The 16,503-nt window shown below is 50.4% G+C and carries 11 protein-coding genes and 1 pseudogene; 5 read left to right on the forward strand and 7 right to left on the reverse strand.

Annotated features, from left to right (window positions below):
* Window positions 1–176 precede the first annotated feature (176 nt).
* Window positions 177–1,064, reverse strand: a complete 888-nt coding sequence (gene rfbA / locus QZN53_RS05540) for a glucose-1-phosphate thymidylyltransferase RfbA (RefSeq protein WP_073323293.1) — start codon at window positions 1,062–1,064, stop codon at window positions 177–179.
* Window positions 1,064–3,163: a polysaccharide biosynthesis tyrosine autokinase gene (locus QZN53_RS05545; protein ID WP_163437887.1), complete on the reverse strand. Its 2,100-nt coding sequence runs from the start codon at window positions 3,161–3,163 to the stop codon at window positions 1,064–1,066. Before QZN53_RS05545 ends, rfbA begins: the two co-directional genes overlap by 1 nt.
* A 77-nt stretch (window positions 3,164–3,240) precedes the next feature.
* On the opposite strand from QZN53_RS05545, the gene QZN53_RS05550 reads away from it, so the two are divergent.
* A complete protein-coding gene (locus QZN53_RS05550) occupies window positions 3,241–5,841 on the forward strand; it encodes an RNA helicase (RefSeq protein WP_163437888.1) in 2,601 nt (866 codons plus the stop codon).
* A gap of 57 nt (window positions 5,842–5,898) precedes the next feature.
* Here QZN53_RS05550 and QZN53_RS05555 read toward each other — a convergent pair whose 3' ends face one another.
* A complete protein-coding gene (locus QZN53_RS05555) occupies window positions 5,899–6,846 on the reverse strand; it encodes a hypothetical protein (protein WP_163437889.1) in 948 nt (315 codons plus the stop codon).
* Window positions 6,847–7,026: 180 nt separating this feature from the next.
* On the opposite strand from QZN53_RS05555, the gene QZN53_RS05560 reads away from it, so the two are divergent.
* The 3 genes from QZN53_RS05560 to QZN53_RS05570 all read left to right on the forward strand — a co-directional run bounded on the left by QZN53_RS05560 (window position 7,027) and on the right by QZN53_RS05570 (window position 11,358).
* Window positions 7,027–8,655, forward strand: a complete 1,629-nt coding sequence (locus tag QZN53_RS05560; protein WP_163437890.1) for an FISUMP domain-containing protein — start codon at window positions 7,027–7,029, stop codon at window positions 8,653–8,655.
* A gap of 89 nt (window positions 8,656–8,744) precedes the next feature.
* Complete coding sequence (locus QZN53_RS05565) at window positions 8,745–10,037, forward strand: aminotransferase class I/II-fold pyridoxal phosphate-dependent enzyme (protein WP_072801336.1); 1,293 nt, start codon at window positions 8,745–8,747, stop codon at window positions 10,035–10,037.
* Window positions 10,038–10,068: 31 nt separating this feature from the next.
* Entirely contained in the window at window positions 10,069–11,358 is a 1,290-nt protein-coding gene (locus QZN53_RS05570; RefSeq protein ID WP_163437891.1) for a citrate synthase, read from the forward strand.
* A 77-nt stretch (window positions 11,359–11,435) separates the two neighbouring features.
* On the opposite strand, the gene QZN53_RS05575 is transcribed toward QZN53_RS05570, so the two are convergent.
* The 3 genes from QZN53_RS05575 to QZN53_RS05585 all read right to left on the reverse strand — a co-directional run bounded on the left by QZN53_RS05575 (window position 11,436) and on the right by QZN53_RS05585 (window position 15,558).
* Window positions 11,436–13,835 carry an HD domain-containing phosphohydrolase gene (locus QZN53_RS05575; protein ID WP_163437892.1) on the reverse strand — a complete coding sequence of 800 codons (2,400 nt, stop codon included), beginning with the start codon at window positions 13,833–13,835 and terminating at the stop codon, window positions 11,436–11,438.
* 192 nt (window positions 13,836–14,027) lie between these two features.
* On the reverse strand, window positions 14,028–14,228 hold the full coding sequence (locus QZN53_RS05580) for a type II toxin-antitoxin system RelB/DinJ family antitoxin (protein WP_163437893.1): 201 nt from the start codon (window positions 14,226–14,228) through the stop codon (window positions 14,028–14,030).
* A gap of 232 nt (window positions 14,229–14,460) precedes the next feature.
* Entirely contained in the window at window positions 14,461–15,558 is a 1,098-nt protein-coding gene (locus QZN53_RS05585) for a tRNA-dihydrouridine synthase (protein WP_163437894.1), read from the reverse strand.
* A gap of 105 nt (window positions 15,559–15,663) precedes the next feature.
* Between QZN53_RS05585 and QZN53_RS05590 the strand changes: the two genes are divergently transcribed.
* Window positions 15,664–16,050 (forward strand): HU family DNA-binding protein, encoded by a 387-nt coding sequence (locus tag QZN53_RS05590; RefSeq protein ID WP_163437895.1) that lies wholly within the window; start codon window positions 15,664–15,666, stop codon window positions 16,048–16,050.
* Window positions 16,051–16,122: 72 nt separating this feature from the next.
* Here QZN53_RS05590 and QZN53_RS05595 read toward each other — a convergent pair.
* Window positions 16,123–16,503, reverse strand: a pseudogene (locus tag QZN53_RS05595) (rRNA pseudouridine synthase); the annotation flags it as partial.

Consider the following 16,503-nt stretch of genomic DNA (forward strand, 5'->3'; position numbering starts at 1 on the left):
ACAAGAGACCGCTCGGCTCTGTTGCGTTCATAAAAATGTGATTTCGCCTCGCTCTCGTCGCCACGACTCATTAAAATGAGTCGCTTGCGACTCACAAGAGACCGCTCGACCCTATCACATTCATATTAAAAAGCCTGGTTTTCACACCAGGCCTTTTTCAATAGCACGTAATCAAATTAGTAACGGATCTTGCCTTCGGCGACCTTGCGCAGGTGCTGACCGTACGGAGACTTTCCGTACTTGGCAGCAGACTCCAAGAGTTTATCCTTGGTAATCCAGCCGTTAATGTAGGCAATTTCTTCAACCGCAGAAATCTGGATTCCCTGGCGGTTTTCCACCATCTTCACGAACTCGCCCGCTTCAATCAGGCTGTCCATGGTTCCGGTATCGAGCCAAGCAAAGCCGCGGCCCAAGAGTTTCACGTCAAGTTCGCCCTTGTCCAAATACACGCGGTTCAGGTCGGTAATTTCCAGTTCGCCACGGGCGCTGGGTTTCTGGGCCTTAGCGTATGCAGACACACGATTGTCGTAGAAATAAAGTCCCGTAATAGCGTAATTGCTCTTGGGTTCCTTCGGCTTTTCTTCCACCGAAATCACCTTGCCCGATTCATCGAATTCCACCACGCCAAAGCGTTCCGGATCTTCTACATAGTAACCGAACACGCTTGCACGGCCATTCTGTTCGGCATTTTTCACGGCAGCCTTCAGGAGCGGGCTAAAGCCGTTGCCGTAGAAGATGTTGTCACCGAGCACCATCGCGCAACAATCATTGCCGATAAATTCTTCACCCAAAATAAATGCCTGGGCAAGACCATCGGGACTCGGCTGCACCTTGTAGCTCAAGTTCAGGCCCATCGAAGAACCGTCACCGAGCAAACGTTCAAAGTTCGGCAAATCCGTCGGAGTCGAAATAATAAGGATGTCGCGAATGCCCGCAAGCATAAGCGTCGAAAGCGGGTAGTAGATCATGGGTTTGTCGTAAACAGGCAAAAGCTGCTTACTGGTCACCATGGTCAGCGGGTAAAGCCTAGTACCGGAGCCTCCGGCGAGCACGATTCCTTTCATTAGTACTTCCCGTATTTGTAGCCATACCCTTCGGTGCGACTGTGTTCATACTTGTTAATCACGATCGATGCATGAGCGCTGGAATTGCCCTTAAGGATTTGCGACATACCATCCTTAATCGCTTCGATAGAATGCTTGTTGTATTCGATCACCATCACAATCTGGGCGGCAACGCGGCAAGCGAGAGCAGCATCCGTCACCAGCATAATCGGCGGTGTATCGACAATAACCAAGTCGTAGCCCTTCTTGAATTCTTCAATCAATTCGGCGTAGTGCTTAGAACCGAGCAATTCGGCCGGGTTCGCCGGAACATTGCCGCAGGGCACCACAAACAGGTTTTCGACTTCAGTCTTATAAACGACATCTTCGACTTTCACTTCGCGCAACAGCACCTGCGAAAGGCCATTACCGCGCTTGATGCCAAATTCCTTATGAAGCCTTCCCTTACGAAGGTCCGCATCAATCAACAGCACCTTCTTGCCAAGACCGGCAAACAACGCAGCCAAGTTCACAGAAACAAAGCTCTTGCCAACACCCGGAATCAATCCGCTCACGCCTACCACGGAGCCGCCTTCATCCATCATCGAGAATTCCAAAGAGGAACGGAGGGCACGCAGCGATTCCACGGCGACATCGTCGGGTTCCACCACGGCAAGCGGCCTTGTCCCCTTGGTTCCCTTGGGGTTACCCTTGGGCACCTTGGCGTAAACAGTATAGCCAGTTTCCTTTTCAATAAACGACGCACTCTTCACACCGCTACTGATTTTCGACTTGATGGACACAATGAGAGCTCCCAGCAAGAAACCAAAGAACAGGGCTACAGCCAGAATAACCTTCTTTCTCGGTTTCGAAGGCTTTGTCACCTGTTCGGCAAAGTCGATAACACGCACAGATCCCACTTCACCAGCAGACACCAAGCGCAGCTGCTGAATGTTGTTAAGCATCGTCGTATACATCACCTTCGCGAGTTCCACCTCATTCGAAAGTTTCAGCACTTCTTGCTGCGTTGCAGGGAGTTTTTTGACTTCACTAGAAGTGCCCGCAAGTTCTCGACGCAAAGCTTCTTCTTGTTCTTCAAGAGTCTTGACGGTCGGATGTTCTGCATGGAACAGGCGAATCGCACCCTGCTTCTTCTGCTGCAAAGCAAGAATATCTTGCTGCAGTTTCATACGGCGCTGGAGCACCAACTGCGTTTCAGCATTGATATCGACAGAACCCACACGATTGCGGTACGTATTCAGATTCAAGAGAGACGAATCCATCTGGGCCTTGACATCGGGCAGTTGCTTTTCCAAAAATTCCAAAGTCTTCTGGGCTTCGGCATTACGTTCTTCAACGTTCTGACGCAAATAGGAAGAAGCCACTTCATTCAAAATTTCTACAGCACGGTCCGGATACACATCCTGGTAAGAAAATTCCAGAATTCCAGTTTTCTTACCCTTTTCCTTGACATCGAATGCATCACGGAAGCTGTCAATAGCATCTAGACGTTTAGCTTTTGTAATAGCGAATCTCTGGCCAGGTCGGACTTCAGCCCTAAACACGCCAAAAGAAGCAGTATCCCCCGCATACATAAAGTGATACGTCTGCCCAACGCTTCCCGAAAGGACCTTTTCTCCATTCTGGTCAAAGAGGTCAAAATTTCCGAGTGAATCCTTGGCAAGCATTTCCCAAGGCTGTTCCTGTTCTTCTTTAGGAACATTTTCCCAATTCACATGGAAATTGTTTAATTCAACGCGACCTTCACGATGAAACAAACGATCAAGTTTGTCGAGAGGTTCCGCTTTCAAATCCAAGCGCATTTTTTCAACAGCGGCACCCATCACCTGACGGCTTTTGATGAGTTCCATTTCTGTTTCAGCAGGGCTACTTGTAGAGAACAGGGCTCCCATCCCCCCCATCATTCTGGCGGCACCTTTGCTGTTCTTGGATTCAATCTGAATCAAAGCATCTACTTGATACACCGGCCGGATCCACATTGCAACGAGGAGGCCCACAACGCCAGCAAGCAGAATGGTCGGCAACATAATGTACCAATTCTTTGCCAAATCCTTAAGCAATTCACCAATGTCGGTTTCTTCTTTTTTCTTTGTCGCCATAAATGGTATTCCTTCAAACTCAATACGCCTACAATTTAGAAAAACAGACTTACCCACAAATATCTATCTTTGGCTTTATGAGTGAAAACGCCCGCAAAACCCTTAAAGATTTCTTGCCCCAAACCCCTTTTAACGCCAATGAAGGCGCCGAAACCCTGTTGGACGCGTTTATGGCATGGGCAGAATCCCGCGGCACCACACTCTACCCCGCTCAAGAAGAAGCCATCCTGGAGCTTTTGGACGGTAAAAACGTCATCCTAAACACACCCACGGGTTCCGGGAAATCCATGGTTGCCCTGGCACTTCATTTCGACAGCTTGGCACATGGACGCCGCAGTGTTTACACCTGCCCCATCAAGGCCCTAGTCAACGAAAAATGGATGGCACTCTGCAAGGAATTCGGCGCCGAAAATGTAGGCCTTTCAACAGGCGATGCAACCGTCAATCACGACGCCCCCATACTTTGTTGTACCGCAGAAATCCTGAGCAACATGGCGCTAAGTGAAGGCGGAATGCTCACGATTACCGACGTGGTCATGGACGAGTTCCATTATTATTCCGACAAAGAACGCGGCGTTGCCTGGCAGGTTCCGCTGCTCACGCTTCCGCAGGCACGATTCCTGCTGATGAGCGCAACCGTCGGCGCCACTGAATTTTTCGAGCGCGACATGACAAAGCATACGGGCCGCGAATCGGTGACAGTGCGGTCTTCGCAGCGTCCGGTTCCGCTCGATTTCAGCTATTCCGAAACCGAAATTTCAAACACGGTGCAAAAACTCGTGTCTAGCGGCAAGGCGCCCGTTTACGTAGTGCATTTCACACAAGCGGCAGCAGCCACCAACGCCCAAAACTTCATGAGTTTGGACCTGTGTACTAAAGAAGAAAAGCAGGCAATTAACGAAGCGATTAAAGAGATGCGCTTCAGCAGTCCCTATGGTCCTGAAGTCAAGCGATGGCTCAAGCAAGGCATCGGCCTGCACCACGCCGGACTTTTGCCCAAATACCGCATTCTCTGCGAAAAACTCGCGCAGAAAGGTTTGCTCAAGGTCATTTGCGGCACCGATACGCTTGGCGTGGGAGTAAACGTTCCAATTCGAACGGTGCTGTTTACGCAGCTCTGTAAGTACAGCGGCGACAAGACAGCTATTTTGACCGCCCGCGATTTTCACCAGATTGCAGGTCGCGCTGGCCGCAAGGGCTTTGACGACATCGGCTATGTGGTCGCGCAGGCTCCCGAACACGTCATCGAAAACTTGAAGCTGGAAGCAAAAACCAAGCAGACCGGCAAAAAATTCCAGAAAAAGAAACCGCCCGAACATGGCTACGTTCCCTTTGACGAAAGTACATTCAAGCGTCTGATTGCATCGTCACCGGAACCGCTCACCTCCAGTTTCCAGGTGAGCCACGGAATGCTCCTGAACATTCTGAGCCGCCCTACAGACGGTTGTACCGCCATGCGCAATTTGCTCAAGGATTGCCACGAAAGCGCCTCCAGCAAAAAGCAATTGCAACACCGCGCCTTCCAGCTTTTCAAGAGCCTTGTCAAGAAGAACATTATCGAGTTCATTACACCGATTGCACCCGGCTACAGCAAGCTCCGCGTGAACATGGATTTGCAAGACGACTTTTCCATGAACCAACCGCTTTCGCTATACGTAGTGGATACGCTTCCAAAACTGGACCGCGAAAGCCCCGAATACGCACTTGATGTAATTACTTTATGCGAAAGCATCGTTGAAAATCCTGAAACAATTCTTCGCATCCAGCAGAACCGGGCACGCAACGCACGCCTTGACGAGCTCAAGGCGCAGGGCATGGAATTCAACCAGCGTATGGAAGAAATCGAGAAGGTGGAATATCCCAAACCGCTCCGCGATTTCATTTATGACACCTTCAACGCCTTCGCCGAAGAACACCCCTGGGTAGACGAAAACATTGAGCCCAAGAGCATCGTGCGTGAAATGTTCGAAAACTTCAGTACCTTCAGCGGTTACGTAAAGCAATACGGCCTGCAGCGTATGGAAGCCATTTTACTGCGACACCTGAACAGCGTTTACAAGGTCCTTTCGCAGACTGTTCCCGACGGCTACAAGAACGAAGAACTTCTCGACATGCAAGATTACCTCGGCGACATGATTCGCCGTACTGACTCGAGCTTGCTTGAAGAATGGGAAAAGATGGCCCACCCCGAAGACTACCAGAAACGCATGGAAGCCGCGGGCGCCACCGAGCAAGAAACCGCCTTTGGCGCAGACAAGATTGCCGCCGACATCACCTACGACAAGAAACGTTTCCTCACTATGGTTCGTCAGCGCATTTTCCAGCTCATGAGCGCCTTGCAAAAGCAGGCCTACAGCGACGTCTTGGACTTACTCGCCGACGACCTCGCCGAAGGCCAAATGCTCGTAGACGGCGAAGGCAAGCCTTGGACAGAACCACGCCTGCTTGAAATCATGGCCGCCTATACAGCGGAACATCATAACTTCCGCCTTGATGTTGAAGGACGTTCGCTGCGGCACACAATCGTGACTTACGAAGGCAACATAATGCATATTCAGCAAATGCTGCAAGACGAAGAAGATTTCAACGATTGGAGTATCGATTTCGAGATCGACCTTGCCGAATGCCGCGACGCCGGCATGCCGCTCCTCAAAATGACCCGCATCGGCGAAGTATAGCCAAAACGCACCCCCAAAAGGGGTGCGCTAATCATTCCAAGGAGCGTTTGGTGATGATTATTTTTCAATTCCAGGTTTCAGCGTATACACGTATTCCATGTGGTTTCCAAAGACCATGTACTTCGCATCGGCATAAGCGCCTTCATTCTTGAGAGCGAATGCAGAGCGCGTATAGCAACCGCAGCCTTCGCCCGGAGCCAATTTGACCGATTCAATGACGCTTGTTTCCGGTTTTGCATAAAGCGTGTCGTTCGAAGGATAGACATTGACGGATTCAACCTTCTTGTCGCAATCAAAGGACGCCTCAAAAACCAATACGACATTTTCCCCTTCAACATGCGTTCTTGCAATCGGCGTGGATTTCTCATCAGAATTTTTTTCAGAAAAATCACTCCAGCCATCTACAAGACGGAACTTTTCGCTCAACAAGTCTTCATTTACGCCAGGTGTTGCATCGCACTGGCCAATGACATCCGTCACTTCTTGATGCGGGGCGGATTCATCAAATTCCGGCGCATCGGGAATAGTCGGTTCCTCGATTTCGGGCCTTTCGGGCGCGGGTTCAGAAGTCACCGCAAAGACATCGCCAGAATACTTGAAATACTTGGCGTCGGCATCGCTTGACTTAATGCTGAACAGGTGATCCTTGATGCACATGCAGTTTGTCACGGCAGCATTTTCCAGATCAAACCAAATTTCCAAAGTATCGCCCGACCGTTTTGACTTGAAATCAGCCATAATGTCGCAGTAGTCATTCAATTCAGGAACCAAGATTTGATTGTTTCCCGTTGAATCTTCAACTAGGTACGCTTTATCCAAATCATCGGAACCCGCTTTTTTGTATAAAACGCCCAAACCATTGTCAAGACATTTGCTAGCCATTTGAAGGCCAACACGATTGGATCCTGCAGAAACATGATTCCCGTTAGATCCCGACGAAGAATCGTCGCCACACGCCAAAAGCGCAAGCGAAACAGCGGCACAACAAGCCCAAACTCTTTTCATAAGACCTCCAAATCGTGTTCAAATATAAATTAAGTGTCAACCAAAAGCAATAACATTTACAATGCAATCCTTTTTATGCAATTTTTGGTGCTTTCCATCACGAGAAAAATGTATTATTCCACCTTTCACCTCATACGATATATATATTTGTGATTAAACTATTTTGGGAAAGGGAAATTCATGAACAAGTTTTGGAAAATCACAGGTGCTGCGGCATTGCTTTTAACAGCCTGCTCGGATTCGTCAGACAAGGGTTCTCCTATTGCCCCCGAAGATTCCAGCCCTTCTATTGTGGAATCCAGTTCGGCCATCACCGGCACAGAATCCAGCTCGGCTACAATAGAACAATCCAGTTCATCGGCCGCAGATTCGGCCACGGTTTCCGATAAAAGCTCCTCTTCTCAAGCGACTTCAGACGGTTCCGTCGTCAAGGACGGCGAAATCACAGACCTTCGTGACGGCAAGGTCTACAAGACAACCACTATCGGAAACCAAGTGTGGTTGGCGCAGAACCTCACCCTCGACGTCATGGAGCTCATCGAAAACGGAACCTATTCAACAGAAGACTTCAGTTCTAGTAACCTCTACACCCCTCTATATCAGGTCTATGAAGAATACATGGGCGATGAATCTAATCCGCCATCGTTTAACACCTCTAATTTTTACTATTGGATGATTGCCATTGACAGCGCCGGAGTTTACAGCACCAATGCTACCGAATGCGCCCAAACGGGCGACTGTTCCGGCAAGGGATTTATTCGTGGAATTTGCCCTGAAGGTTTCCACATTCCCGACTCCACCGAAGTCGAACAACTGTACAGGGCCGTAGGCGGAAAATGCAATGCTGGCAAAGACTTAAGGACAACCGACTGGCCACAAATTACCAGCTACGGAAACAAGCCCGAAGAGGCTACCAACAAATACGGATTTTCTGCAAGACCTGACGGCTACTTCGCTTACGCCTGGTGGGAAGGTTTAGTTCCCGACCACGAAAAAGAACCCCCTGCAATCTTTTTTACAAACAAATTCGGAGTATTGTGGGGCATTGACAACGAGACCGCAACACGCGTCCATGATGGTTACCATCACGCATTTTTCTACGACGAAACCAGAATCAATCCAGCATATTTCTTCACGGTTCGTTGCTTGAGGGACGAGCCTGCCGGAGTTGATTGGGTTGATCCGCCCGACCCAACTTCGCCCGCCGTATTCGAATTCGAATACGGAGAATTTACGGACGAACGCGACGGAAAGACTTACCAGACCGTAGTCGTGAACGGAAAAACCTGGATGAACCAGAATCTCGCCTACGCGATGGACGTTGTCGACTCCAATTCGGCCTGCGAACTTACCAAGCGCTTGACCTGCGACGACAGTTTCAACTTTTCATGCGAGCACCCGCTTATAGGCGGACGTGTTGATTGCAACTACAAGTATAAAATCGATTCTACCTATTGTAAGGAAAACGAAGACGTTTGCAAGGCCTTCGGCAAGTACTACACCTGGGAACAAGCCAAAAAGGCATGCCCCGCAGGCTGGCATTTACCAAGCGAAGAAGAATCGGACAATTTTTGGGATTCGCCCAACCCCTATACAAAATACCAAGGGGACTGCTTTACCCCTGTTACAGATTTTGAAAAACTGAATCCGTATGGCGACAATGCGCTTGTGTCAGAAGACCTCGGCAAGCACGAAACATCGGTATTCTGGACCTCTACGGAATCCAAGGACAGACCGGGTTACATTATTACGACGGGCTATACATTGGCAAGCCGAAACCTTGCCAATGTGCGCTGCGTAAAAGACTAAAATAAAGCCTTTATTTAAGTTTTTGGTTAGAGATAGGGTGGCTGTTTTTTTCTATTTTTGCACCCGCAAAAATTTAAAAGGACACCACTATGAACTACAATCCTTTAGCACAGGCTCTGAATGCAGAACTTTCTGCAAACGGCTGCAAAGTTCTCGACATGCTCTCTGAACAGGGCAAGGCGATTTTCTTCCCCCGCAAGGGAATCCTCGGCCAAGGCGCCGAAGCCAAGGGCTCCGAAATCAACGCTACCATCGGAACCGCCCTCGAAGACGATGGCAGCCCGTTGGTGCTGGATTGCGTTCTCAAGTCCTTGAACCTCCCCAAGACTTCTTTCCTGTACGCCCCGAGCTTCGGTAACCCGGACCTCCGCAAGGCCTGGAAGGAACTGGACATCAAGAAGAACCCGACGCTTGCCACCAAGAGCTTCAGCAACCCGGTGGTGACCGCCGCCCTGACGCATGCCATCAGCTGCGCCGGCTACATGTTCCTCGACGCCGGCGACGAAGTGATTATCCCGGACCTGTACTGGGACAACTACGAACTCGTGTTCGAAAACGCCCGTGGCGCCAAGATTAAGACTTTCAATACCTTCAAGAACGGCGGCTTCGACACTGAAGCCCTCAAGGCCGCTCTCGAAGCTAGCAAGGGTGATAAGAAGGTCGTTCTCCTGAACTTCCCGAACAACCCGACCGGCTATACCGCTACCGAAAAGGAAGCTGTCGAAATCGCCAAGATTCTCACGGAATGCGCCGCCAAGGGCAACAAGGTGGTGGCTCTCCTCGACGATGCTTACTTCGGACTCGTGTACGAAGAAGGCGTGACAAAGGAATCCCTGTTCGTGAAGCTCGTGGACGCTCACGAAAACCTCCTCGCTGTCAAGCTCGACGGTCCGACCAAGGAAGACTACGTATGGGGCTTCCGCGTGGGCTTCATGAGCTTCGGCTTCAAGGGTGCTACCGAAGCACAGCTCAAGGCTCTCGAAGACAAGGCCGCCGGTACCGTCCGTGGTAACATTTCCAACGCCCCGAGCATCAGCCAGAAGATCCTGCTCGCCGCATTCCAGAGCCCCGAATACCAGCAGCAGAAGCAGGAAAAGTACGCTGTGCTCAAGAAGCGCTACGACATCATCAAGGAAGTTTTTGCCGCCCATCCGGAATACAAGGACGCCTTTGAACCGATGCCGTGCAACAGCGGCTACTTTATGTGCATCAAGCCGAAGGGCGTTGACGCAGAACAGCTCCGCGAAAAGCTCATCAAGGACTACAGCACGGGCACCATCATGCTTTCTGGCCTGATTCGCCTCGCATTCTCTGCCGTGCCGACCGAAAAGCTTCCCAAGCTGTTCGACAATATCTATAATTGCATTTTGAAGATGAAGTAAGGTGCGGGAATCCGTACCTCCTGGAGGAATAATGTCCGACAACGCCATTTTAAGTTACAACGGAAAGAGCATCGAGCTCCCTGTTGTTGAAGGTGCTGAAAACGAACACGGTCTCGACATCTGCAAACTCCGCAAGGAAACCGGCCTGGTGACCTTGGATTACGGCTACCTGAACACCGGTAGCACCCGTAGCGCTATCACTTACGTGGACGGCGAACACGGAATCCTGCGTTACCGCGGCTACAGTATCGAAGACCTTGCCGAAAAGGCTACCTTCCCCGAAACCGCCTGGCTCCTGATTTACGGTGAACTGCCGACTCAGCAGCAGCTGGCGCGTTTCCGCACGTTGTTGACCGAGAACTCTCTCCTCCACGAGAACCTTCTGCACTTCTTTAGGCAGATGCCGCCGAGTGCCCACCCGATGGGTATTCTGAGCTCCATCGTGAATGCCGTGGGCCTGTTTACGCCGCGTTTCTACGACGATGAAAACATCGCCGACGTGTTCGACCTCACGACTGCAAGCCTGATTTCGAAAATTCGCACGATTGCCGCCTTCTCTTACAAGGCAAGCATCGGCGAACCGTTCGTGTACCCCGAAGCGGAACGCAGCTATTGCAGCAACTTCCTGAACATGATGTTCAGCAGCAAGGCCCGTTCCTACCATCCGGATCCGATTATGGAAAAGGCGCTGAACACGCTTCTGATTGTACACGCCGACCACGAACAGAACTGCTCTACCTCGACCGTGCGTATGGTGGGCAGCTCTCACGCCAACTTGTACGCAAGTATCTGCGCCGGCATTTGCGCCCTGTGGGGCCCGCTCCATGGCGGCGCCAACCAGGCCGTGCTCGAAACGCTCCTGCGCATTCAGCAGAGCGGCATGACCATCGAACAGGTGATGGCAAAGGCCAAGGACAAGAACGACCCGTTCCGTCTTTCCGGTTTCGGCCACCGCGTCTACAAGAGCTACGATCCGCGCGCGAAGGTCTTGAAGAAGCTTATGTACCAGGTGTTCGAACGCGAGCATTTCCACGATCCGCTGCTGGACATCGCGCTCAAGCTCGAAGAAGCCGCCCTCAAGGACGACTACTTTATCGAACGCAAACTCTACCCGAATGTGGACTTCTACTCGGGCATTCTCTACCGCGCCATGGGCATCCCGACGAACATGCTTACCGTGATGTTCGCCATCGGCCGACTCCCCGGCTGGATTGCCCACTGGAAGGAAATGCACGACGACCCGAATTCCAAGATTAACCGTCCGCGCCAGATCTACACGGGCCACACCGCCCGTGCCTGGGTCGACCGCGACAAGCGATAATTTTCAAGAAACAATTAAAAAGCCGTCGGAGCAAATCCGGCGGCTTTTTCGTTATAAATTTTGTTCGAAACAGAAAACTACTTCTTATCATCGAACACTTTCGGGCGCCCCGACTGCATTTTCAGCAGCAAGTCCACGATTTCGTCCCAATGATCTAGCGCCACCTTGCCGATAGCCGGATCGTACATGACGCCCAGGTTCTTCTCGATTTCCTTTTTACAGTAATCGAGCGACATGGCGTCACGGTACACACGCTTACTCGTCATGGCATCAATCGAATCCGCAATAGCGATAATGCGGGCACCGATCGGAATTTCTTCACCCTTCAGGCCTTCCGGATAACCGCGGCCATCGTAGCGTTCGTGGTGATGCAAGACAATCTGCACCAGTTCATGCGTGTAGTTCGACTGCATCAAGATCTTTGCGCCAATCACCGGATGCTGCTTAATGATAGAGAATTCATCGTCGGTCAGCTTACCCGGTTTTCCAAGGACATTATCGTTAATACCCATCTTGCCGATATCGTGCAAGTGTGCGGCATGCGTAATCAGCGACACCGAGCCTTCGGAGAGGCCAAGCGAACGGGCAAGAAGCTCCGTATACACCCTAACACGCTCGGAGTGGTGCGCCGTGTAAGAATCCTTCGCTTCTTCCACCGAGATCAAGCAAGTGATCAAGTCCTTCAGGTTCTGGCTTTCGTTATTTTCCATCGGCTTGTGGAAACGCACCTTGTCACGGTACATGTTCAAGTCGGCTTCCATCTTCCAGTCGCTTATAGACTTGCGAACCCCAGAGTCACTGCGCAAGCGGCTTTCGCCCACAGCAATCGACAAATGATACAGAGCTTCCTTATTGTAATCCTCGATATTTTTCTGCAAATTCGAGTAGAGCGGGTACAACGAATCAAGCGGAGCACGCGTCACCACGGCAAATTCGTCGCCACCGATTCTAAAGCAGTTTCCCGCAGCGCCATAAGCACCCTTGATTGCTTTAGCCGCAGCCATAATCAAGGCATCGCCCGCCTGATGGCCAAACGTATCGTTTGCATACTTAAGGCCATTCACATCCATCAGGACCATGGTCCAGGTACCCGAAGATTCCGCATCTTCCTGACTGATCATCTTGAGAATTTCGTCAAAGGCAAGCCTGTTTTCAAGCCCCGTCAAGGCATCTGTCGTCGCGACATCTTGCAAGTGTTCGTTCATCACACGGAGCTTGCTATTAATCTGCTCCAATTCAAACGAAGTTTCACGAATGAACGTTGCCATACGGGCAGCCAGCGGAAGCCTCGTCGACATACCTTCCTGAATATCTTCAACCTTGACAGGCTCATGCTTTACCGCCGGACCTTCACGCATCGAGGCAAATACAAGCGTAATGTTGTGCTGGTTCAAGTGCCCCTTTTCGCGCAGGAATTCACCATGCGAAAAGAATCCGGTACTCGAAGCCAAGCCCTTGAACGGAGAAATCTCATAGGTCGGTTCACGCTGCGACCAGAACGCCTTACGCGCCGCACAAGAGAAGATATGCTGCACTTCGGGTGCGAATTGCAAGCACTTTTCACTTTCTTCCTTAATGCGTTGCACAATCAACTGCGGTTCACCGTACGACAGGCGGACAATAGAACCTTCATCGATATCCGAAGACATCGTCAACGAACCGTCCGGATTACTTGCACCCGCCGCGCGCACAATCGAAATTCCGTTGTGCTCGTAAAGCATCGGGAATTCAAGTGCGTTATAGAAGAAGTTCTTGTCGTTCTTGATGTTCAGATACTTGTTGTAGACTTCGTATGCCGGAATACCGCCCAATTCGTAAAGGACATTGCCTTCGGAACGGGTCACATGGAAGTTACGGCCAATCGGCTTCCAGCCGCTAATCTTGCGGGAATCCACATGCAGGTCCACACCGCCATAAAAAACCACCAGAAGGCTCGACTTGGAGTATCCGCCCACCGAGGAGAACACGCAAGAATTCGGGCTCGTAATATCGGGAGAACAAACAATACCACCGAAAACCTGAATATCGGGCGCCATGGCGTCCAACCCCTCGCAAAGAGCCGTCGTCGAGAACGGCGAAATGCAGTGGTAAATTTCCACCGCCTTGACCCAGGGATTTCGATCCGCCTCTTTCACGATTTCGTTTGCTATGCCACCGACAGATTCCCTGGAAAAGTCGTACTGGAAGACTCGGAACCGGGTCGTCGGCCTTTCAAAAATGATTGCGGACACCGAAATATCGACCGTCTGTTCGCAGTCCACAATATTTCCGCTCGTAGAATTGCCAAACCACGGAACATTGGGGAACACCCTTTCCAGAATATCCCAAACGGGCTTCAGTTTTTCCGGTTCCAATATGGCCGAATGGATTTGGAAGCACATGGTAGGGGAACCATGTTCCTTATACCACTTGCTAAACAGGAAAAGTTCGTTTTCGAACTCTACCGCGTCTTTAAAAGCGAAAATTTTGTTCTTCATATTCTTCCTTCTTAAGAACAATTGCTGAAACCAATATATATAAGAAAAATACGTTTGGGCAATTATCTCCAGAAAAAAGCACATACCCATCATTCCAAATTGGAATATTTGAGGTAAAAAAAAACAAAAAAGTCGCCCCATAATAGGGCGACTTCCCATAACGATAAGCAAGATTCGATTAGGCGAGGTGCTCTAGTCAACGCCTTTCGCCTGAATAGCCTTTCCCAGCGGTTCAAACGAATGCCCCTTGACATCAAACGGCAAACGATCCTCACGGATTGTCATTTTCACGAACATGTTTACTGCTGCCGAAACAGTGATTCCAACGGAATCGCAGAAAGTCTCAAACTTTCTCTTTGTTTCGTCTTCCATTCTAACGCTTACTATTGCCATATTTTCTATCCCTTCAAAAAGCTCTTTAACAATAGTTTATTTTTTTCGCGTTGTCAAACTTGCAACGATTATTTTTTTCATACAAAATAACCTTTACTGAACGACAATTTTTATATTATCATTCTCCTGTCATACGCTATTCGTACAAGTTATTTTTCTTCTCTTCTTTTTCGCTAAAAAGCGCTATTTTTTCACAGAAAAGTTTATCAGAAAAATTTCGTATAAAAATTATTTACCTTCCGGCAAACTGGTCACCGAACCTCAATTCGGTTTCTTTGGCTCCATTCAGGTTTACCAAGCGGTTCGGATCGTAGCACATGGATTTCACAACGCCATTTCTCAACACCTCTAGGCGTTCGAAAAATTCTTGTGGTGTCTGCGCAGTAAGCAGAGCCTGTCGCACTTGCAATTCAGGGTCGTCAAAGCCCTTGCAAAGTCTTGCAGCAAGCTGTTTAAGGCGACCTAATGCTCCGAGTTCTGTAGAGCCGTCTTCGAGCTTAAACTTGTAGTAAAGCGGGAACACGTCAAGCGCTTCTTCCGCAGTAATCTGATGTTCCGGCTTACCTTCCCAGGCGTCGGCAATTTGTCCGAAAATCCACGGGTTGTGCATGGCGCCGCGGCCAATGGACACGCCCGACACGCCATAGGTTTCAAGTCTTTCACGGGCGGTCGCGACGCTATTCACGTCGCCATTCCCGATGACGGGAATCTTGGCCGCGGCCGCGACCTTGCCAATCCATTCCCAATTGGCAAGGCCGTTGTACCCCTGCAGGCGGGTACGGCCATGCACCGTGAGCATCTCGACGCCCTCGCCCTCGGCAATCGCAAGCGTTTCCATCACGTTAATGCTCTGGTCATCCCAACCGATTCTGCACTTGAGCGTCAACGGGATATTCTGTTCGCAAGTATCCAGAGCAGCACGGACATCGTGCAGAATCTCTTGCAGGCGCGGCAGGTCACGCAAAAGGCCTGAACCGCTCCCCTTCCCCGCCACCTTGGGCGCCGGACAGCCCGCATTCACCTCAATAAACTCCGGGTGAAGGTTTTCGGCAATCTTTTTAGCGGCAGCGGCCATCTTGTCAGGGAACCGCCCGAAAATTTGGACTCCAAACGGACGTTCTTCAGGAAAGAACTTGAGTTGTTTGTGGCCATCCAGGCAAAAAACGGCATCTCCGTCGGTCGGAACGAATTCCGACACCAAAAGACCCATGCGATTGCCCGAAAGAACGCGACAAAGTCTACGGAACGGAGCATCCGTCACCCCGTCCATGGGACTGAGGATTGTGTTCGGAAAAACATCCAAATTCCTGAGCTTGAAACTTTTCAACATTTTAACCACAATTATTCACAAATATTCCGCAACTAGAGCCCGAAAAAATTATTTAATTTCAGCGGGACCGGTACGCTAACTCGTTGATAAACCTATATTTAAGCCGTGGCAAATATAACTAAACAAGCACTGATTCAAGAAATCGCCAAGTCCACTGGATTTGTGCGCAACGATATTAAGACCGTTATCGAACAGTTCCTCGACCTTTTGGGCGAAAAACTGATCGAAGGCAACACCATCGAGATTCGTGGTTTCGGCACTTTTAGCTGCAAGCCGCGTAAGGCTCGCCCGGCTCGCAACCCCCGCACCGGCGAGACTGTCCTTATCGAAGAACGCATGGTTCCGTCGTTCAAGTTCAGCAACGACATCAAGGACAAGATCAACAGTCTCGAAGCCCTGGTCGAGGGCGTGAACGCCAAACTCGAAGCCGAAGACCGCGACGTCATGATTTCTGCCCAGCCGCAGGAAATCCAGGCCGAAGAAGAAGCCTAATTCACTTTGCTACATAAGTTTTAAAGCCTCGACATTGTCGAGGCTTTTTGCTTTGTCCTTAATGGATTAACCTTAGGTCAGCGAGGCAACTTCTTCTGCCGTCAGATAACGCCACCCGCCCTTGCCAAGCGTCTGGTCCAGCACCACCGGGCCGATGGCTTCACGCTTCAGAGTTTCCACGTGATTGCCTACGGCGGCAAACATACGGCGGACCTGGTGGTACAGTCCTTCGCCAATCGAAATCAACACGGAGTCGCCATCGACTGAAAGTTCGCGGGCCAGCACAGGGCGGCGCTCGTCTTTAAGCATCACGCCACGCAACAGCTCCGCCTTCTGTTCTTCGGTAAAGGGGCGCGCCAGCGTCACGCGGTACTGCTTCAGATAGCCCTTCTTGGGGCTTTCGACCTTGTGGATAAAATCGCCCTGATTCGAAAACAGCAACAATCCCGAAGA

The organism is uncultured Fibrobacter sp. (assembly GCF_900316465.1).
GTDB lineage: Bacteria > Fibrobacterota > Fibrobacteria > Fibrobacterales > Fibrobacteraceae > Fibrobacter.

Excerpts from the sequence above, each read along its gene's own strand:
- rfbA (WP_073323293.1), bottom strand. The coding sequence starts at position 1,064 with ATGAAAGGAATCGTGCTCGCCGGAGGCTCCGGTACTAGGCTTTACCCG.
- QZN53_RS05570 (WP_163437891.1), top strand. The coding sequence starts at position 10,069 with ATGTCCGACAACGCCATTTTAAGTTACAACGGAAAGAGCATCGAGCTC.
- QZN53_RS05585 (WP_163437894.1), bottom strand. The coding sequence starts at position 15,558 with ATGTTGAAAAGTTTCAAGCTCAGGAATTTGGATGTTTTTCCGAACACA.
- QZN53_RS05545 (WP_163437887.1), bottom strand. The coding sequence starts at position 3,163 with ATGGCGACAAAGAAAAAAGAAGAAACCGACATTGGTGAATTGCTTAAG.
- QZN53_RS05560 (WP_163437890.1), top strand. The coding sequence starts at position 7,027 with ATGAACAAGTTTTGGAAAATCACAGGTGCTGCGGCATTGCTTTTAACA.
- QZN53_RS05580 (WP_163437893.1), bottom strand. The coding sequence starts at position 14,228 with ATGGCAATAGTAAGCGTTAGAATGGAAGACGAAACAAAGAGAAAGTTT.
- QZN53_RS05565 (WP_072801336.1), top strand. The coding sequence starts at position 8,745 with ATGAACTACAATCCTTTAGCACAGGCTCTGAATGCAGAACTTTCTGCA.
- QZN53_RS05555 (WP_163437889.1), bottom strand. The coding sequence starts at position 6,846 with ATGAAAAGAGTTTGGGCTTGTTGTGCCGCTGTTTCGCTTGCGCTTTTG.
- QZN53_RS05575 (WP_163437892.1), bottom strand. The coding sequence starts at position 13,835 with ATGAAGAACAAAATTTTCGCTTTTAAAGACGCGGTAGAGTTCGAAAAC.
- QZN53_RS05550 (WP_163437888.1), top strand. The coding sequence starts at position 3,241 with ATGAGTGAAAACGCCCGCAAAACCCTTAAAGATTTCTTGCCCCAAACC.